Source organism: Zobellia sp. OII3 (assembly GCF_002211465.1).
Lineage (GTDB): Bacteria > Bacteroidota > Bacteroidia > Flavobacteriales > Flavobacteriaceae > Zobellia > Zobellia galactanivorans.
In genome coordinates this window covers 1-18,077 of record NZ_MWRZ01000008.1, presented here as the reverse complement: position 1 = coordinate 18,077, position 18,077 = coordinate 1, and the positions used below count along the sequence as shown (strand labels likewise).

Genomic DNA, 18,077 nt, shown 5'->3' with positions numbered 1-18,077 from the left:
CAAGTTTTAATTGGTTTTCCATATTGGTTAACCAATTTGGTTTACCAAATATAACTTAATAGTTTGTTAAAAAAAAATTAATGTCAAATTTTATGATGTTAATTTTAGGTATCTAATACTTAAAGGAGCACTAAGTTGCCATATTGGTAATTTGAGGCCGTTCTAGCTTATGAAAAGGCGAGTCCGCCATTGATGTCGATATTGGCCCCGGTAATAAAAGTAGTTTCGTCGGAAGCAAGACAAGCTACGGTATTGGCTATCTCTTCAGCCGTACCTTCCCTGCGCAATGGGGTGGCTCCCGCTACCTTTTTACGTACATCGCCCGTAGTGAAAGTGTCGTGAAAGGTCGTGGCGATCATTCCTGGGCAAAGGGCGTTGACGCGAATATTCTTGGGGCCTACTTCTTTGGCCAGACCTCGTGTAAAGGTCATAACGGCGCCTTTTGAAGTGGCATAGGCCAAAGAACCGCCGCCACCGCCATCACGGCCTGCTTGCGATGCAATGTTTATGATCGAGGCACCAGACTTCATATGGGGCAATATGGCTTGTGAGACCAGAAAGGTGGAGTTGAGGTTCAAGGCAATGACCTTATTAAAGAAAGCCTCGTCCATTTCGGCAATACTTTTACGGGCTACCAATCCACCGGCATTGTTTACCAAGATGTCAATGGTACCTCCAAATGCCTTTATCGCTTCCGATACCAAATGGTCAACATCGGCCTTTTGGGTCATGTCTCCTTTAACGATTATGGCTTCGCCCGAAATTGCCCTTATCTCATCAAGGGTTTTCTTTGCGTTGGCCTCGTTGTTGTAATAGTTGACTACTACTTTGGCTCCTTCTTTTGCCAATTTAAGTGAAATGGCCTTGCCAATATCCCTTGTTCCGCCTGTGACAACGGCAATTTTTCCTTTTAAATCCATAGTTATTATTTAGTCATAAAATCTTCCCTGATCGGGCTGAAAACATCTATTAATACACCTGCTTCTTGACAAACGGTTCCGTGCATTACGTGGGGAGGAATGTAAAACGAATCGCCTCCTTTTAGTATTTTGGTCTCTTCACCTATTGTCATCTTGAATTTTCCGCTAACGACGTAAGTTACTTGTGAGTGGTAGTGCTCGTGCATGGGGCCTATACCGCCTTTTTCAAATTTTACGTTTACGAGCATGATCTTATCGTCGTAGCCCATAATCTGACGTTGTACGCCTTCGCCAACGGTTTCCCAGGGGATTTCGTCCCCGATTAAAAACTCTTTACTTGATCCAAAACTTTCCATAGTTTAATTTTAATTGATTTTAATAAATTGATAGGGCCCCGTCCAACGGTATTCCTTGCCCTTGATTTCTATAATATGCTCTTTATTGACATTTTTGTTTTCATTGGCCAGTATCAATAGTGTTTGTTCGGTATTGGACTTGGCATCGATCAATACTGCCGTGTACTCTTTCGTATCTAACATAAGCTCGATTTTAGAGATTGAACTGTTCGCATTTACCGAAAACTCTGAAACAGGACTATAATGGCCGTGTGATTCTAGTATCGATACAAAGGTGGTGTTCTTTGTGTTCTTTCTTCTGATGATCAAACCGGCGTCCCTTCTTAGGTTGAACTCTGGGTCATTGGCCCCGATGCGTACGAAATGTAGCTCGTCGTCGTTGTTCGTTGCCGTGGTCAGGGTATAGAAGCGTCCGTTTTCCAACCAGCTGAGCTGGGAGTTGTCGCCTTTGGGCTGTCCTAGGCCTTCTGACCAAAGGTGCTGATAGCCGTTATCGGAACCTAGGGGTTCCAAGCTTTTTGGGGTGGTGAAATCAAAATTGGTTTGCATCACCTGTCCTTTGAAGTAGAAGGGAAGGTCGTATTGGTTCGCGGCATTCGAACCGACCCTTAGGATATCGAGTACAAAGGGCTTTTCAAAACCATCGGTTTTTATCAGGGCCATGGTCCGATGCATTTCCGTACCGGGATAGGCGTTTTGTTCTTTGGCGCTCACCACCTGTACTTCTGGGTTGGAAGCGTCAAAAAAGTAGAGCTCAGAATGGTGTTGGCTCCCCACTTCGTACTTTCCTTCAAAATGTGAGGTTTCGTTTTGTATAAGGGTATTGTGGGCTATGGTCTGTTTGGCCCAGGTCGTGTTCTCCTTGAGGTAATTGCCCCCGCCTTTTTGCTCGATGTTGACAAAACGGGCGAGACCGTAATCTTGTAATATTTCGGTTCCCTTTTCGTAAAGTGAGAACGATAGTTTGTCGTAGTGCCCATGGCTTAGCCCTTGCGCCGCATATTTGTAGACCAAGGTCATAGCTTCGTTGCCGTACCTGAGTATGGCCACGCCCCCTTGGTCGCCGTTGGCCCCATCGCTAAGCTTGATCGATTTTTTCTGGAAGTCCTCGCTTTTTCCTTCCCTAATGCCCAAGGCTACGGCCAGCCCCGAATCGTCCAATAAAACTTGGCCCTGTTCTTCGGCTATGCTGAGCAATTGCGGATTGTGGTTTCCGTAATGATAGGCGATATCAACGGCGGTAACCAGCTCTCGGGAGTGATATGACATACCTTTTTGGGCGTCGTTCAAGGGAAAGAATTCGCCATCGGCATCGGAGAGGCTCAAAAGCGTGTTTACCGATTTTAGCAATACGCCATCCTTGTGTTCGAATATTTTCTGTTGGGGCCTTACATTGTGCAGGGCCTCGGCAAAGATCAAAAAGGGGTACATGGCATACCTTTGGTAGTAAGGGCCTTCGGTATAATATCCGTCAGGGGAAAAAGGCTCGTCTATATTGGCCAGAAAACCGGCTTTTTGGCCTTCCACCTTTATGAATCCTCCGTCATTGTCCTTGGCCCCGATCGGCAAGCCGTCGTCTTCAATACCGTAGAGCGCCCTTTGGATCAACTCCTCATCGCCCATTACCAAACCGATCATCCCTACGGCGGCATTGCCCCAAGTACTGTGGTTGTGTACGCGGTTGTAGAATTGCGGATTTTCTATGGATATGTAATCGGCGAATGGCCTGAAAAGGTTTTTTTCAAGTTGCTTGCGTTCTTTTTTCGAAAGGTAGTCATATACGCAGTCATAGGCCTGACTCACGTAAACCAGCCAATTGGAATCGTTTAGGCACTGCCAGAACAACTTTCCCCGGGCGTAAGAACGCGTTTGTGGGTGTACCGGTAGGTCTTTGTACATTCCTTCGTATTGAAACAGCATGTCCTTTATGTATAGGGCATATTTCTCATCGTTTAGAATTTGGTACAATACCCCTGCTTTTTGAAGGATCAAAAAATTGCGCTTATGGCGCTCATGGGTATAGCCTCCGGAATAATCTTTAGGGAGGGGCGTATCTATGCCCAATGCTATTTCGGCATCCACTTCGGCCTTTACCTTTTCCAAGGTGGCGTCAAAAATGGGGATGTTGCCCAATTCGGCCCTTATTTTTTCTACTCCCGCCTTGGTCATTATCAGACTCGGGTGTTCTTGTGCATGTCCGCTGAAGGAAAGCAACAGAACGAAGAGGAGGGATTGTAGTACGGGTATGTATTTGGTCATGTTCATATCTAATTAGGTGTTGGGCCTAAATGGAACCCATTAGTGAAAAAAATTGGTCATCGGTTGCTTTTGATGTTTTAAAAGTGCCTAGGTATTGTTGCTATGGGCGTGCCGACGACCAAGTGCATGCTAATGGTCCTACTATCATTATATGTTTTCTTTTTACTCGATAATCGAGATTAAATGCTCCGAGGCTTTGCTCGAAATCAAGGTGTATTCCTTTTAATGCCTCGTGGGCTTGCCCCGAGGTAGTTTACGATCTTTTTCCTGAACATTGCCTTATGACATAGAGGCAGTGGCATTTTTAAGGAACAAACCCATTCGCCGAACCTGTATAGTCGGTTTGTGTTCCATCGGTATTACCAAGGGAAGTCACAAAAGAAATACTAGGGACGAAAGGCGATTTCATATTGACCATAAAATTGGTTAACCAATTTGGTTGACCAAAAATAAGTATATTTGTGGAACTAGCAAATTTTTAACAGTTAGTGGGGTTAATTAATTATTTAAGCAGGTGTTATGGGGAAAGGACATGATTATATCTCAAGAAGGCATTTTTCAAAACGGACGGCCGCCGCATTGTGCAGTGTGCCCTTTATGCCATTACATAGATGGAACGCTTTATCTTCCAATACATCGGAAGAGGATATCAAGGTACATCTTTTTTCTAAGCACTTACAGTTTTTGGGCTACGAAGAAATGTCGGAGGTTGCCGCGGATATCGGTTTTGACGGATTGGATTTGACCGTAAGGCCGAAAGGCCATGTATTGCCGGAAAATGTGCAAGATGACCTGCCCAAGGCCGTTGAGGCCATGCGTAAATACGGACTGCAACCTAAAATGATGACCACTAACGTGCTCGATGCCCATGCGGAAATAGACCAACAGGTGTTGAAAACGGCCAGTAAATTAGGGTTGACCCATTATAGGACCGGATGGCTCAGTTATCCTGAAGACCGAAGTATTCAAGAAAGCCAAGAAATGTATAAGTCCCTTTTCAAATCCTTGGAAGCGGCGAACGAAAAATGGGGCTTGATAGGCTGTTATCAAAACCATGCGGGCAACCACGTTGGGGCGCCTATTTGGGATTTGCCTCCTATGCTGCCCGGCCCGCAAAGCAAATATTTGGGCAGTCAGTACGATATACGGCATGCGGTGGTCGAAGGTGGTATGAGCTGGGAACTCGACCTTCGGCTTATAGCGCCATATATAAGGTCGATCGTGATAAAGGATTTTAAATGGGGAATGCAAGAAGGCCAATGGAAACCGGTGAATACGCCGCTTGGTGAGGGTATGGTAGACTTTGGCCGCTATTTTTCTTTGCTAAAAAAATACGGGATAAACGTACCGATATCGCTGCACTTGGAATACGATCTAGGGGGAGCCGAACATGGTGCCCAACAAATAAGCATCGACAAAAAAGTGGTCTATGCCATGATGAAAAAAGATTTGACCTTTTTAAGGAAGGCATGGAAAGCAGCGGAATAATATAAATTTAACCAACCAGGGTATGAGTAAAAAAGAAGAGAGTACCATAGAGAAATTGAGAAAGGTCAGTACGGCTACCATTGCCACCTGTTTGTTTAAAAAGGGGCTGAAAAACCAATTTATACAGAAGGTTAGGCCGCTCAAGCCCGGTCGGCCCACAATGGTCGGGAGGGCCTATACGCTGCGTTACATTCCGGCACGCGAAGATCTCAACCCTATAGAGGTTTTTCAAGACCGGAGACACCTGCAGCGGGTTGCGGTAGAGGAATGTCCCGAAGGATATGTTCTGGTCATAGATAGTCGAAAAGATGCCCGTGCGGCTTCGGCGGGTTCCATCTTGGCAACGCGTTTAATGGTGCGTGGGGTAGAGGGTATGGTGACCGATGGCGGCTTTCGGGATTCCGCCGAGATTGCCGATCTTGATTTTGCGGCTTATCACCAAGGGCCATCGGCGCCTACGAATTTGACCTTGCACCACGCCATTGGCGTTAATGAGCCTATCGCATGTGGCGATGTGGCGGTATTTCCCGAGGATTTTATTGTAGGTGACGATGATGGGGTCATGGTAATACCGGCCCACCTGGCCGAAGGGGTGGCGGAAGAGTGTACAAAAATGACCCTTTTTGAAGACTATGTGATGAAGGAAGTCCAAAAAGGGAAGTCGATTATGGGGCTCTATCCGCTTACCGATAAAGAGTACAAGGCCCGTTTTGATGCATGGATGTTTTTAAAAGACAAGGAAAAGTCATAGTCCGGAGTTACTGCGAATGGCTTCCCTGCGCCGACTTGCGATTGAAGGGGTTTTTGATCGCTACATCAAAGGCGAGATAATGGGCGTCTTTAGAAAAATCCCTTCCCAAGAGGTTGTTCATGTAGCCCATATTAAGGGTGATATCTTGTTGGGGCAGGGTCAGGGAGTAGTAGAGGGAAAAACGACTTTCCTTATAGGCGAATTTACTCCAGTTTTCCGTTTTGCCCGTGGCGAATAGCGATTCTGCAGCGGTGCTGATCTGCTGCGTTTTTGAGCGGTTGAGATAAAAGGAAAGTTTGGCCTTGAAACGGGAGCGGAATTGTAAAGATTCGGTCGCTAAAGTGAAGTCGGGATCGTAAAAGCGTCGGATCTCTGGGCGGTAACTGAACGCATAGTTGATTTTTTTTAAGGAATTGAGATAGGAGATACTGCCGTAAGCCCGTAGTTCTTGACGTGCTTTTGGGGTGTCGTAGTCGTAAGGAGGGGTCGATGTATACTTGTTTTGCCATCGGTAACTCAATGCCAAGGCGTACTTCCAGTGGGGTTTGAAGCGGTGTGTGACTTCTTGGTTTATCACGTAAATCGATGGTTTTTCTATCGGATTATAGTTGTTCGGGTCACTAACACTACCGAATCCTAAATAGGTGGAAGACACTGTAGTCCCTTTTTGGCCAAGGTCCTGTTTTGCTCCTAGGGCCAACCATGCGGCGGTATGGACCTCACCCAATCCCGGAGGGGAAAATTGGGCAAGGCCTTTTATTTGGGTTAGAAGTCCGAAAAGAAGAAGGGGAATAACTTTACGAATACTTCCTTCCATCTTAGTCCTCAATTTGGCTCAATATATTTCCATTGGCATCGAAAACCACTTCCCAGTCTTGCTTGAGCAAGGAGTTCAATTCCATCTTATAGAAGATTTTTCCCTCGTCGGTTATGCGTTCCACATCGTCGGTGGAGTAGCCCTGAAAATTGGTTTCGATAGTTTTATGTACCGCTTGGGGCAATTCCTTTGAAGCTATTTCTTCCTTTTGTTTTACCATCTTTCCTTCGGCATTGTACCATACGTCGTGCTCCGTGTTCCATCCGGTTTCAAATTCCACGTTGTATAGCTTGCCGTCCATTTCCCACTCTACATCCGTGGCTTTTGGATATTGGCTGTTGAACTGATTTAAGATTACGGAAGGAACCTGGCTTTTAGGAAGATCTTGGGCCTGTGAAAAACTGAGGGTTCCCAATGCCGCTAAGAATAAAATTTGCTTTTTCATGTGTATACTGTTTTAATTTATACCGTAAAGAAAGCATGTGAATTTGGAAACAATTGGGAATGCCCGAAGTGAGGGCTTATATTGTGGAGAAGCGTATACTGAAGGAGTGCACGCCTTTTTCGAAGCTGTAAGTTAGGGGGAAGCCGTATAGGTCGGCAATGGCTTTTACAATGGCCAGACCCAGGCCGCTTCCGCTCGTTTTTGAGTCGGTTTTGTGAAATCGGCTGAATACCTTGCCCTTGTCCAAGGTTTTGTCTTTTCCCGTGTTGCGGACGGTAAGCGTATCCTTCGAAATATGTACTTCAACCGTGCCGTTCCCGTGATTGTGGAGTATGGCATTTGTAAGTAGGTTCGAAACAATGATCTGGGCAAGGGTAGGGTCTAGGTGTACCCGTAGTTCATCGGTTTCGGAAACTTCTGTTTTTAGTTTTTTATAACTACTGATTTCCTCAAGGTCACCCAAGGTTTGGTTGACGATGGGATTTAAATGGATTTGCTGATTGTCAAAAAACTGTTTGTTGTCTATTTTAGAGAGTAGGAGCAGGGATTTGTTCAGTCGGACCGAGCGCTCGACAATCTGAAAGATTTCGGCGATCTTTAGCGCATGCGCTTCTTTCAGGTCTTCCTTTTCCAAGAGCAGCTCGAGTTTGTTGATGACCATGGCCAAGGGGGTTTGCAGCTCGTGGGAGGCATTTCCGATAAATTCCTTTTGCTGTTCGAATGCCGATATGCTATGTTGCAACAAGGTGTTTACGGCATATTCCAAATCTTTGAACTCCTTGGTTTTTGTGGAAGTTGCCGGAAGTTTTTCGGTGCTTCCGAGCCGGTAACTTTTTAGTTGGTGCAAGAAGTCGTAAAAGGGTTTCCAGAGCTTTTTCAATACCACATTGTTAATGAGTATGATGCTGGCGATTAGAATGATATAGAGCCAGACCACATCCCAGAACAGTTCGTCGATAAGGTCGTCTTCCTCCACCATGGAGTTGGCGACCTTTAGCTCGTAATACTGTCCCTTTACTTCAAAAGAGGTGGTGAGCATGCGTACCGGTTCGGGTTCGGGTTCTTTGTCGTCGGCATCTTGCATGTAGATGATGGTATCGACGTATTGGTCCTTTGCCGAAAGCGCCCTTTTCTTGTCGATTTTTTGCAGGGTAAAGAAACTCTCGTCAAAACCGCTTTTGGTCAAAATGGTAGAATCGGTCTGTGCTTTTTCAATGATGATGCGCTTGTAGTTTTCCAGACCTTCATCGATGCTGCTTTTGATCTCATTGAGCATGCTCATATAAAAGACCACGCTCCATACCGTAACGATGGCCAAAATGGAAATGGACAAATATTTCAGCGATTGGTTGAGGAGCTTCATTTTTCAACAAGTTTATAGCCCACCCCGTAAACGGAGGCTATTTCTATATCGGCTCCGGAGCGCTGCAGTTTTTTTCGCAAGTTTTTGATTTGTGAGTATACAAAGTCCAAACTGTCGACCTGGTCGGTGTTGTCTCCCCAAACATGTTCTGCCAGTGCGGTTTTGGTGACCAATCGTTTTTTGTTGAGAAGGAAGTAATTAAGGATGTCGAACTCTTTGCGGTTGAGGGGCGTACTATTGCCGTTTACGGAAAACTTACGATCGCTCAGGTCCAAAACCGTATTGGCGAATTCAATGCTGTTTTTTCCATTGAGATTTTTCCTGCGGAGGACGGCCTTGACACGCGCGTTGAGTTCGGCAAGGTGAAAGGGCTTGGTAAGGTAGTCGTCGGCCCCTAGTTCCAAACCCTTGAGTTTGTCATCGAGGGAATCTTTGGCCGAAATGATAATGATGTTCCCGCTCTTGCCCTCTTTTTTCAGTTCTTTTAGAATGTCCAATCCACTGCCGTTGGGCAGCATAATATCGAGTAAGATGCAGTCGTAGTCGTAGACGAAGGCCTTTTCCATGGCGGTATGGTAGTCCGCTGCGGTCTCCACTAAAAAATTTTCTTTTTCCAGTGATTCCGTTATGCTGTTCTGCAGCTGGGCTTCGTCCTCTATTACTAAAATCTTCACCTTGCAAAATTGCTACAAGATTTTGGAAAGAATTGGGAATTTTCGATTTTTTTTGGACTTCCTTTCCAGGTCGTAGTGTTTTGCGGATCGAGGGCCGTGCCTAATTTTCCTTTTGGTCGTTTTCGTACACTAATTTTCCTCCAAGATAGGTGGCCATAACTTTGACTTCCCTGATTTTCTTTGGGTCTATTTTTTGTATGTCCTCGCTTAAGATGACGAAATCCGCTAGTTTTCCGGGTTCAAGAGTGCCCTTTACCGTTTCGTCAAAAGAGGCGTAGGCCCCATTTTTGGTATAGGCCCGCAAGGCCTCTTCCGTACTTATTTTTTGTTCCGGCACCCAGCCATTCGGGTTTTTGCCATCTAAGGTATTTCGGGTAACGGCGGCATATATGCCGGTTAGAGGATTGCCGGGGGCCACTGGCCAATCACTGACAAAGGCCAATATAGTTTTAGCATCCAAGAGCGATTGAAAGGCGTAGGTGGTCTTGACCCGTTCGGGCCCGATCAAGGTTTCGGCCCATCTTCCATCATCAATGGTGTGATAGGGTTGCACGCTGGCAATGATGTCTAGTTCGCCAAATCGGTGTAGGTCTTGTTTTGAGATGTGCTGGGCATGTTCAATGCGCGGTCGGCGTTCCTTTTTTCCGTTTTCCTTGACGATGCGTTCATAGATTTCCAATAAGGTGTGAATGGCATTATCGCCTATGGCGTGGACCTGAATGTGAAGGCCGGCCTTGTCGGCCTCCGAAATCCATTGGTATAGATTCGCTTCACTGTTAATAAATAATCCATTGTCGGCGGGTTTGTCGGTATAGGGTTCCATAAAGGAAGCGGTATGTGATCCCAGGGACCCATCGATAAAGCCCTTGACTATTCCTGTTTTTAACCAAAGTTCGTCTGAGCTTATTTTTCTTTGGGCTTCTTTCCATCGGTTCAGTGGTTTTGCTGAATAAATACGTAGGGAGAGTTCCCCTGAATCCAGCAATTCTTGGGCTACTTCGGCGGTGCCCAAACTATCCACATCGTGTACGGAGGTCACACCGTGCGACAAAAAGTAATGCGAAGCTTCTTTAAGGGCCTTTTTCTTTTGTGTTTTGGTCAGTGGAGGAATCTTGTCGAGTAAAAGTCCCATAGCATTACTCTTTAAAATTCCCGTCGGTATGCCCTTATCATCCCTTACGATCTCGCCATTAGGGACGTCAGGGGTGTCTTTGTCTATACCTGCAAAATCGAGGGCGGCGGAATTGGCAAAGACCATATGTCCGTCAAGACGGTAGACAGCTACGGGATTGTTCTGTGTATAGGGGTCTATCCATTCTTTTTTTGGCAGTTCACCACCCCAAAGGGTATGGTCCCAATTGCCTTCCATGATCCAGGTTCCCGGGTCTATGGTTTCGGCAAAATCGGCGATGCGCCGGGTAAACTCTTCCGGTGTTTGCGCATCGCGGAGTTCTACGTTCGGCAAGCTGTTACCGCCCATAAGCAAATGCACGTGCGAATCGATAAAACCAGGCGTGATAAAACGGTTGCCTACATTAATTATTTCCGTGGTATGGCCCTTGTATTTCTCCAGTTCGCTATTTGAGCCGATGGCCAAAATGGTATCGGCCAATACGGCAATGGCCTGCGCACTGGGTTGGGACTCGCTGCCTGTCCAAATGTTGGCATTGGTGAGTATCAGGTCTGCTTTTGGGCCGGCTTCCTGACAAGAGATCAAGGAAAGCAGGGCCAAGAAAAAAAGGTAAGGAGGCAGTACTTTTAAGGGCAGGCCGTTCTTCATACAATTCTTTTTTTACTTTACATCCTATTCCCGGGCCGCCTTAAATTCGCTTCCCTCGTACCATTTCGGAAAATAGGTCTCGTTGGCCAATTTTCTTCCTACCTCAAAAAACAACTGTAGGTCGAAGCTTACCCCGCTCAATTCGGTGGTTTCGGGATCGTATTCATCCGAAGGTTGATGGTACTTATGGGTGTTGTAGTCGTCTAGGGTGGCTTTTATCGATTCCATACTTTGGTCGAAACCTTCGTAACTGCCACTGGCGTAGAGGGCGGGGATACCGATTTTCGCAAAGTTAAAATGGTCCGATCTAAAAAAGTAGCCCTTTTCGGCATGGGGATCGGGAATAATATAGCGCCCTTGTTCCAGTGCGGCTTCCTCGGCATATTTGTCCATTTCCGACTGACCGTAACCCGTTATGGTCAGGTCTTTCATTTTTCCGGGACTGCCCAAGGCATCCATATTGATATTGGCTACGGTTTTTTTAGGATCGAAAACCGGATTCTCGGCATAGTAGGCGGAGCCCAGCAGGCCTTGCTCTTCCGCGGTAACGGCTATAAAGGCGACGGAACGTTTTGTGGGACCGTTTTTCTTGAAGGCCTCGGCAATGGCAAGAAGGCCCGCGGTGCCCGATGCATTGTCTATGGCACCGTTGTAAATGGAATCGCCATCAATGGGCTTACCTACGCCAAGGTGGTCCCAGTGGGCCGAGTAGATAATGACCTCGTCCTTTTTTTCCGTACCCGGAATAAGGGCGATTACGTTTTTTGAAACGTCTTTTTTGATTTTGTTTTGAATGGAAACGGAAACGTCTAGGCCCAAGGGGATGGGTTCAAAGCCCTTGCTTCGGGCCAATACCTTATGGTCTTCCCCTTTCATGATGGAGGCATCGAAGATCTTTTGGGCGCTTTCTTGGTTTACCCAAGACTCGACCTTTAAGAGGGGCAGGTCGCTTTCAATGATCAATTTGGCCCCGCTCCAACCCGATTCGACCACGTTCCATCCATAGGAAGCCGGTTCGGTATCGTGAACGATAATAACCCCGTCGGCCCCTTGTCTTGCGGCCTCCTCATATTTGTAGGTCCAACGCCCGTAATAGGTCATTGCGTTTCCCTTGAACAAGGTAGAGTCGCCCGATTGAAATCCCGGGTCGTTGACCAAGACCACGGCGGTCTTTCCTTTCCAGTCGATACCTTCGTAATCGTTCCACCCGTATTCGGGGGCCACGATGCCGTAGCCGGCAAAGACCAGCTCGGAGCGGTCAAGGCCGATTTCGGTCTTCACCTGGCTGGTGGTGGCCACAAAATCGCTCAGGACCTTGAGGTCAAAGCTTCCGTCTTTTCCCGATATCACCATTTTTTCCGAAGGGCTTCCATCGATTTCTACCATGGGCACCTCTTGAAAGTAGCTATCGCCGTTACCCGGTGAAAGTCCGAGTTTTTCAAATTCATCCTTTAAATAATTTACGGTCTTTACCTCGCCTTCGGTAAAGGGCTTTCTCCCTAAAAAGGCATCCGAAGCCAGACGTTCTATATGTTTGGCCAAGGTGGCTTGGTCTATCTCCACCGGTTTTTCGGCGTTTTTATTTTCCGTATTACAGCTTATACATAAGGCGAGTACTAAAAATTTCAAGAGATTCTTGGTCATAGGGATGATGTTTTGTTGAACAGATGGTCTATAGGGTCATAGGTTGCGCTAAGATCTACTAAAGCACCTATAGAACTAAGGTCGAAAATCTAAAGGGATTTTCCAACTTTAAGGGGGCAAACCGAAATTAAGGTAGGGCCTTGTGTCTCTATCGCTTAGGCGTTATAAAATAGGGGGAGAGGGAGGGGATAAAGGCAGCCCTTCTTTTTAGGAGGGCTGCGCTGTATTCTTATCCGATATGTCGCCCATCCCCGTCCCATACCCAAAAAAGCATTGAAAATTCAAAATCGGTATGGGGTAAAATGCGTCATTGACACGTGTATCGCTACCGCCCATACATTTTAAAGGAATATGTAACTCTCTGGTTGCTAGCTTTATTATAGTCGTATCGCCATAAGGTAAGAGCTTGTGGCGACGCTAAAAAAAATGCTTTATACACCTTAAAACAGAAAAAGATGATACGAGTTACAGCCGATTTATTTTCAGGTCGCCCCAATCCGAGTTGGATCATGGCCGATGCCAATGGGGAAGAAATCCTTAAGCAGATAGCAAAAGAAAAACAGATCATTTCCAAACCCAATACCGGTTACGACGGTTTGGGATTCAGGGGCATAGAGATCGAGGTCATCAGTGATGAAAAAATACGGGGCATACCCAATTCCTTTAAAATTGCCGACGGTACGGCCGAAGACCAAAAGACGAGTATTGGAATCGCCAGTAGGATCGTGGAGCAAATGACCCGCTACAGCAAGTTGAGCCTCGATTCACACAGGCTGACGCCCATAGACAAGCATATTCAGAAGATTATCTTGGCGAGTATAGAACAGTATCAACTAGATCTTGAACGAATTCGAAAGGTGATAAAAAAGCGCTATCCCAAACTTCCTAAAAACTCCAAAAGGGTTACCGTAGACGATGCTTCTTGCTGTGATTGCAAATACGAGGAAAGCAAGTTCAACCCGAATTTTTGGAATGCCGATAGCCATGTGCGACACAATAACAATTGCTACAACTACGGAAGGAACTGGAAGACCAACACCTTTGCCCAGCCGGGTAAGTTCTCGGGGCAAATGGCTTCATCAATGAGCTGTAGCGAGGTCAAGGCGGCTTCCCTTCGCGATGGCTTGAAGTTGCGATGTGACTGCCTTCCACAAAGTGAATATCCGAGAAGGTTGATGGCATTGGTCATTGCCCCGGGCGTCGATTACCACTGGTACAGAAAACAAGACGGTGGGTTTTGGGGGCATAAGCCTGGCGGAACCCCTGCCAAAAACACCGATAATAGCGGTAATCTCATTACCGATCCCGAGACCTGTGACCGAGGTTCGGGCTCCACTTTGAACTATACCGATTTTTGTGATTATTTTTATGCGGGCAAAAGCGTGTCCATTATCTAAATAAGAAGGCCATGGAGGTATACAAACTGGAACTGGATATACTTTCAGGCGGACAGAATCCACAATTTGAGATAGGGCCCTATGAATTCATGGGGCTTTTTCATACCATTGAAGCCTTGGACGAAAGTGCCACGGATGGTTTTTTTGACGGCCTCGGTTTTCGGGGCTTTGTCTTGTCGAAGGGAGAACGATTGCGGTGTACGGTGCAGAAGACCATCATAAAAATAGAGGAGGGTCCTGAAACTAGATATAAACGGGGCGATGACGGCTTGATACGGGAGTTGTTCGAACTGGTCCGTAAATACGACCCCGATAGGCGGTATGGGCACCTGATCGCCATGGCTGCGAAAGAGTATAGGTCCTAGCCTTGGTATATAGAGATACACCGAAGGCAAAGAGCTTTCTTTTGAAGTGGCCCCGTTTCGGGTTCTAGGGGGCATAAAGGAGAAGGTTTCGGGGGAACCGAGCTCTATCCACTTTCCATAACTTAGGCCTTCCGTATAAAAAATACAGTCTGGTCTTCCTGTTAAAAACAGCAGGTAAAACTAGGATATCATCCGTATTTACGGGCCAGGTATTTTAAGATGGTATCGATATTTTCCGGTTCGGGGGAAGCGATATCGATGGTCAGGGCGCGTTTGGGTATTTCAAGGGCCTCAAAATCCGATTTGATCATGGCAGCCGGGCGGTCGTGGTTTTCCGTTTGTTCCGCACGCTGTACCACGTGTTCGTACGAACCGTTCATAAAGACCCAATCCAATTCATGCTCTACCTGGTCCGCGATTAATAAACGGTGTTCTTTCTTCAATACCGAACATGAGATCACACAGCCTTTTTTTGCCGATTCCGCAAGAATGATTTCTTTAATGGACATCAACCATTTTTCAAGGTCTACGTCTTGGGGCAATTGGCCCTCGGGCAAGGCTTTGGACAGGGGCAGCTTTTCCGCGTCAAAGAACGGAATTTCCAATCGCTGGGCGACCTTTTCGCCTACGGAACGTTTTCCCGAACCGCAAACCCCTACTAAAATGACGATGTAATTGTGCTTTTTCATATACTTCTCTAATTGGTTAACCAATTTGGTTAACCAAATATATGTATATTTGTTCAACTATCAAATTTTGTGGCCTAAAAGGCAAGTAAAATCGCAAGGGCTTGTGAACGGGGCGGGTATCGCTACTTGGGTTTCGGGGCTTTTCTTTGCTTTGGCCTGCCACGGCGATAGTCGGTATACGGATGCAATGGAGGCGCCATTCCATACAAGCGTATGCCAAGAAACTACTAAGGATATGACATAAAATCTATGCTATGGCTAAAAAAGTGATCACATTCGGAGAAGTAATGATGCGTTTATCGCCTCCGGGATATTCAAAATTTGCCCAAGCCACCTCTTTTGAGCTGGCCTATGGGGGAGGAGAGGCCAATGTAGCGATCTCACTGGCCTATTTGGGCATGAAAGCGGCCCATGTAACGCGCTTTCCCGATAATGCCTTGGGCAAGGCCGCTACCCAATTCCTACGCAAGCATTGGCTGAGTACCGAACACGTTTTTTACGGCGGTGATATGCTGGGCAAGTATTTTTTGGAAAAGGGAGCAGTGCACCGCTCTAGTGAGGTGATCTATGAAAGGGAGGGCTCTTCCTTCTCCTTGATCGCACCGGGCATGGTCGATTGGGAAGCGGTGCTCAAGGATGCGGATTGGTTTCATTGGACCGGCATTACCCCCGCTATTTCCGAAGGGGCCGCCATGTGTTGCCTAGAGGGAATAAAAACCGCCAACCGAATGGGGATCAAGGTATCGGGCGATATCAACTCGCGAAAGAACATGTGGAAGTTTGGCAAGAGCATGCAGGAAGTCATGCCCGAACTCGTTCAAAATTGCGATGTGGTCATTAGCAGTAGCCGCGGGATACGCGAAATATTCGGACTGGGGAAGGCCGGTGATAAATTCCGGACTTTGGCCGAGCAGCTCATGTACACCTTTCCCCGGATCGAAAAGGTCGTAGGGAAGACCCGCAAATCCATTAGTGCCTCGCACCAGCAGATCCATGGGAAGATGTGGGACGGCGAAAAGTATGTAAAGACCAAGAAGTTGAACATTACCCACGTAATCGATCGCGTCGGTACGGGCGATGCCTTTGCGGCGGGACTCATCTATGGCCTATTGCACTATGGGGATGTAGAGGCCTTGAAGTTTGCCTCGGCCGCCTGTGCGCTCAAACATACCGTTCCTGGGGATGCCAATATGGTGTCTTTGGAAAACGTCTTAAGCTTGATGCAGGGCGATACCTCGGGCGCCATTAGAAGATAGGAAAAGGAAGCCTTTTAAAGCGACTTGCACGCGATGTGGAACGGTTTTTTTTAGAGTTTGGCTTCCCTAGGGCCGTGATTTCCCCGTTTTTATAGGCCAGTCGGTAGGCCTTGCCCTTTTCGACCAATTCGATCTCAAAGGCAGAGGAAAAGGCTTTGTCGTTCGTAGGATACCAATCTTTTAGGGCCTTGTCGATACATATAAAAAGTCCGTGTTCATCGCCAATGGCACAGAACCTCTCGAATCCGCCATCGAAGATTTCAATACCGGTTAAACGGGCCAGTCGGTCATACTTCTTTTGAATATCGGTAGTGGGCATGCCTATCTCTGAAATCTCAAGAAACTGGTCGAGGCCAAATTTTTGGTCCGATGGATTGTTCAGGTTTTTGCGGGCTATGAGCTCTACTATATTTTGGTCGCTGTCGTAAAAGTAAATGGCCTTGGCGTTCCAGAAATCAAAATCCTGTATTTCACGATCCCCATCCTTTAGAATTTTTACTTTCGATTTGAGCCAATTCAAGGCCTCGAGCTCTTTGTTGGCTGGAATATTGATGGCAAAATGGTAAGGGCTTGTATCGGCATTGAACTCGATATGGAGTATCGATTTGCCACATTGAAAGGAAAGCTTGTTCGCACTTTCCCCGATTTGGGGCAATCCCAAGACCTGGGCGTAAAATTCGCTTTGTTCCTCGATCTTCGAGCTGTATATTGTTAATTCCTTAATCTGCATTTTTTATTCCATCGGATCGTACTGGCCATGGTACAAGTTATGAAAAAAAGCAAATGGGGGAACGGTAGGGAAGTTTTTAAAAGCGATGTGCTATTCTTTTTTAGTGAACGGGTCTTTGTGTTTTAGGTAAGTGTTCCGGGGATGCAGCTCAATGTTGATATGGTGTAAAAGCTTTGATTTTGCCGTGTCCCCACGCTTGACCCGCAAGAGGCTCAAAAGGCCCATTACGGTATATCCGAATTTTGGGCTATGGGTTTTCATGTTTTTTATCCGTTAGGCTGCTGTAGTGGCAACTTCTATTTCCTTTTTTTTCAGAACAAATTTACCGCCTGCCTAAAAATGTCTTGCTTTCGAACAAGGATTATCTCCTCAAGTATGGCTAGACCTTCTATCTTTCCAACTAGTAAGGAATCGGTCTTCTCTAAGCAATCTCTATTTTTGCTTCTTTGCCCATTCCGAATATTCGTTTTTTTCAATTCGTATGGGGCAATGTACTATTCTAAGTTTTTATCGATGTGGTTTTAAACTTAGTTGCTTGAGGTGTGATTTGAAATTATCCGGTGTTCTTAGTTTCGGTATACTAAATAATCGGGAATATATAATGAGGCAATGGCTAAAAAAGTAGAAATTAAAAGTAGGCTTATAATAATTTTAGCTTCTCTCACTTCAAGCTTCTTTTTGATTTTTATTCCTTGTTTTATTATGGTGTATATAAACACTATGATTCCACTCACCAAAAAGAGGGTATACTTGGTAAAGTCGTGAAATCCTCTAAATCCAGTACTAAGTTCCGATTTTAAAATTAAAAAAAGTAGCACCCCGATGGGGATATAAGCTAGTAAGATTGTTCTGTAGCTTGTTTTTTTCATAATTATACGAAATGGTCTCGATTAGGGGTAGTGGCAAGGTTTTCAGAAGGATGCGGGTCATTTGCTATTTTTTTCCGAAAAGTAACGCTAATAGGCCCATGTATGCTTATTGCAGGTCTAAGGTATAAAAAGTAGCTAATAGTTCGAGGGGTACTCCGTCATTTGATGGCGGAGCCATCCATTCGATTGGCTGTAGTGTTTTTTCAATCCCATATGTTTGGTCTATCAATTTTCATTGCTCTTAAATACGACAAAAAATGTCCTGCGTGAACTG

General features: G+C 46.1%; 17 protein-coding genes. 5 read left to right on the top strand and 12 right to left on the bottom strand.

The genetic code is table 11. The annotated features are described in order from the left end of the window. Positions 1–167 precede the first annotated feature (167 nt). From B4Q04_RS17415 to B4Q04_RS17405, 3 genes are read right to left on the bottom strand one after another with little or no spacing between them, the layout of a single operon-like run. Positions 168–920, bottom strand: coding sequence for an SDR family NAD(P)-dependent oxidoreductase (locus B4Q04_RS17415; RefSeq protein WP_013993968.1), 753 nt, complete (start codon positions 918–920; stop codon positions 168–170). 5 nt (positions 921–925) lie between these two features. Then, complete coding sequence (locus B4Q04_RS17410) at positions 926–1,276, bottom strand: cupin domain-containing protein (RefSeq protein WP_013993969.1); 351 nt, start codon at positions 1,274–1,276, stop codon at positions 926–928. 9 nt (positions 1,277–1,285) lie between these two features. Further along, entirely contained in the window at positions 1,286–3,535 is a 2,250-nt protein-coding gene (locus B4Q04_RS17405; RefSeq protein ID WP_088697583.1) for an alginate lyase family protein, read from the bottom strand. A 519-nt stretch (positions 3,536–4,054) separates the two neighbouring features. Between B4Q04_RS17405 and B4Q04_RS17400 the strand changes: the two genes are divergently transcribed. Both B4Q04_RS17400 and B4Q04_RS17395 read left to right on the top strand, forming a co-directional pair. Further along, entirely contained in the window at positions 4,055–5,023 is a 969-nt protein-coding gene (locus B4Q04_RS17400; protein ID WP_088697582.1) for a sugar phosphate isomerase/epimerase family protein, read from the top strand. A 22-nt stretch (positions 5,024–5,045) separates the two neighbouring features. Next, positions 5,046–5,774 carry a ribonuclease activity regulator RraA gene (locus B4Q04_RS17395; RefSeq protein ID WP_013993973.1) on the top strand — a complete coding sequence of 243 codons (729 nt, stop codon included), beginning with the start codon at positions 5,046–5,048 and terminating at the stop codon, positions 5,772–5,774. 7 nt (positions 5,775–5,781) lie between these two features. Here the strand turns inward: B4Q04_RS17395 and B4Q04_RS17390 are convergent, their stop codons facing one another. The 6 genes from B4Q04_RS17390 to B4Q04_RS17365 form a co-directional block, all read right to left on the bottom strand. Continuing rightward, on the bottom strand, positions 5,782–6,591 hold the full coding sequence (locus tag B4Q04_RS17390) for a DUF2490 domain-containing protein (protein ID WP_088697581.1): 810 nt from the start codon (positions 6,589–6,591) through the stop codon (positions 5,782–5,784). A gap of 1 nt (position 6,592) precedes the next feature. Beyond that, positions 6,593–7,036: a PepSY-like domain-containing protein gene (locus B4Q04_RS17385; protein WP_013993975.1), complete on the bottom strand. Its 444-nt coding sequence runs from the start codon at positions 7,034–7,036 to the stop codon at positions 6,593–6,595. Between the two features lie 76 nt (positions 7,037–7,112). Beyond that, positions 7,113–8,399: a sensor histidine kinase gene (locus B4Q04_RS17380; RefSeq protein WP_088697580.1), complete on the bottom strand. Its 1,287-nt coding sequence runs from the start codon at positions 8,397–8,399 to the stop codon at positions 7,113–7,115. After that, on the bottom strand, positions 8,396–9,073 hold the full coding sequence (locus B4Q04_RS17375; RefSeq protein WP_013993977.1) for a response regulator transcription factor: 678 nt from the start codon (positions 9,071–9,073) through the stop codon (positions 8,396–8,398). Before B4Q04_RS17375 ends, B4Q04_RS17380 begins: the two co-directional genes overlap by 4 nt. A gap of 100 nt (positions 9,074–9,173) precedes the next feature. Next, positions 9,174–10,853, bottom strand: a complete 1,680-nt coding sequence (locus tag B4Q04_RS17370) for an amidohydrolase (RefSeq protein WP_088697579.1) — start codon at positions 10,851–10,853, stop codon at positions 9,174–9,176. A gap of 24 nt (positions 10,854–10,877) precedes the next feature. Further along, the gene (locus tag B4Q04_RS17365) at positions 10,878–12,497 is read right to left on the bottom strand and encodes a M28 family metallopeptidase (protein ID WP_088697578.1); all 1,620 of its coding nucleotides are present in this window, start codon (positions 12,495–12,497) and stop codon (positions 10,878–10,880) included. Between the two features lie 455 nt (positions 12,498–12,952). Between B4Q04_RS17365 and B4Q04_RS17360 the strand changes: the two genes are divergently transcribed. Continuing rightward, positions 12,953–13,894, top strand: a complete 942-nt coding sequence (locus B4Q04_RS17360) for a hypothetical protein (RefSeq protein ID WP_123772394.1) — start codon at positions 12,953–12,955, stop codon at positions 13,892–13,894. Positions 13,895–13,905: 11 nt separating this feature from the next. Further along, on the top strand, positions 13,906–14,259 hold the full coding sequence (locus B4Q04_RS17355) for a hypothetical protein (protein ID WP_088697576.1): 354 nt from the start codon (positions 13,906–13,908) through the stop codon (positions 14,257–14,259). A 188-nt stretch (positions 14,260–14,447) separates the two neighbouring features. On the opposite strand, the gene B4Q04_RS17350 is transcribed toward B4Q04_RS17355, so the two are convergent. Further along, positions 14,448–14,948 (bottom strand): shikimate kinase, encoded by a 501-nt coding sequence (locus B4Q04_RS17350; protein WP_013993982.1) that lies wholly within the window; start codon positions 14,946–14,948, stop codon positions 14,448–14,450. A 254-nt stretch (positions 14,949–15,202) separates the two neighbouring features. Between B4Q04_RS17350 and B4Q04_RS17345 the strand changes: the two genes are divergently transcribed. Then, positions 15,203–16,204 carry a sugar kinase gene (locus B4Q04_RS17345; RefSeq protein WP_013993984.1) on the top strand — a complete coding sequence of 334 codons (1,002 nt, stop codon included), beginning with the start codon at positions 15,203–15,205 and terminating at the stop codon, positions 16,202–16,204. Here B4Q04_RS17345 and B4Q04_RS17340 read toward each other — a convergent pair. Then, positions 16,194–16,934, bottom strand: coding sequence for a VOC family protein (locus tag B4Q04_RS17340; protein WP_088697575.1), 741 nt, complete (start codon positions 16,932–16,934; stop codon positions 16,194–16,196). The two genes, B4Q04_RS17345 and B4Q04_RS17340, sit on opposite strands and share 11 nt — an antisense overlap. A gap of 90 nt (positions 16,935–17,024) precedes the next feature. After that, positions 17,025–17,195, bottom strand: coding sequence for a hypothetical protein (locus B4Q04_RS22745; RefSeq protein ID WP_161496086.1), 171 nt, complete (start codon positions 17,193–17,195; stop codon positions 17,025–17,027). Between the last annotated feature and the right edge of the window lie 882 nt (positions 17,196–18,077).

What these genes read in the sequence shown, in the direction of transcription:
- B4Q04_RS17355 (WP_088697576.1), top strand. Translation starts at nt 13,906, where the DNA reads ATGGAGGTATACAAACTGGAACTGGATATACTTTCAGGCGGACAGAAT.
- B4Q04_RS17405 (WP_088697583.1), bottom strand. Translation starts at nt 3,535, where the DNA reads ATGACCAAATACATACCCGTACTACAATCCCTCCTCTTCGTTCTGTTG.
- B4Q04_RS17410 (WP_013993969.1), bottom strand. Translation starts at nt 1,276, where the DNA reads ATGGAAAGTTTTGGATCAAGTAAAGAGTTTTTAATCGGGGACGAAATC.
- B4Q04_RS17360 (WP_123772394.1), top strand. Translation starts at nt 12,953, where the DNA reads ATGATACGAGTTACAGCCGATTTATTTTCAGGTCGCCCCAATCCGAGT.
- B4Q04_RS17345 (WP_013993984.1), top strand. Translation starts at nt 15,203, where the DNA reads ATGGCTAAAAAAGTGATCACATTCGGAGAAGTAATGATGCGTTTATCG.
- B4Q04_RS17390 (WP_088697581.1), bottom strand. Translation starts at nt 6,591, where the DNA reads ATGGAAGGAAGTATTCGTAAAGTTATTCCCCTTCTTCTTTTCGGACTT.
- B4Q04_RS17350 (WP_013993982.1), bottom strand. Translation starts at nt 14,948, where the DNA reads ATGAAAAAGCACAATTACATCGTCATTTTAGTAGGGGTTTGCGGTTCG.
- B4Q04_RS17340 (WP_088697575.1), bottom strand. Translation starts at nt 16,934, where the DNA reads ATGCAGATTAAGGAATTAACAATATACAGCTCGAAGATCGAGGAACAA.
- B4Q04_RS17415 (WP_013993968.1), bottom strand. Translation starts at nt 920, where the DNA reads ATGGATTTAAAAGGAAAAATTGCCGTTGTCACAGGCGGAACAAGGGAT.
- B4Q04_RS17370 (WP_088697579.1), bottom strand. Translation starts at nt 10,853, where the DNA reads ATGAAGAACGGCCTGCCCTTAAAAGTACTGCCTCCTTACCTTTTTTTC.
- B4Q04_RS17400 (WP_088697582.1), top strand. Translation starts at nt 4,055, where the DNA reads ATGGGGAAAGGACATGATTATATCTCAAGAAGGCATTTTTCAAAACGG.
- B4Q04_RS22745 (WP_161496086.1), bottom strand. Translation starts at nt 17,195, where the DNA reads ATGAAAACCCATAGCCCAAAATTCGGATATACCGTAATGGGCCTTTTG.
- B4Q04_RS17385 (WP_013993975.1), bottom strand. Translation starts at nt 7,036, where the DNA reads ATGAAAAAGCAAATTTTATTCTTAGCGGCATTGGGAACCCTCAGTTTT.
- B4Q04_RS17380 (WP_088697580.1), bottom strand. Translation starts at nt 8,399, where the DNA reads ATGAAGCTCCTCAACCAATCGCTGAAATATTTGTCCATTTCCATTTTG.
- B4Q04_RS17365 (WP_088697578.1), bottom strand. Translation starts at nt 12,497, where the DNA reads ATGACCAAGAATCTCTTGAAATTTTTAGTACTCGCCTTATGTATAAGC.
- B4Q04_RS17395 (WP_013993973.1), top strand. Translation starts at nt 5,046, where the DNA reads ATGAGTAAAAAAGAAGAGAGTACCATAGAGAAATTGAGAAAGGTCAGT.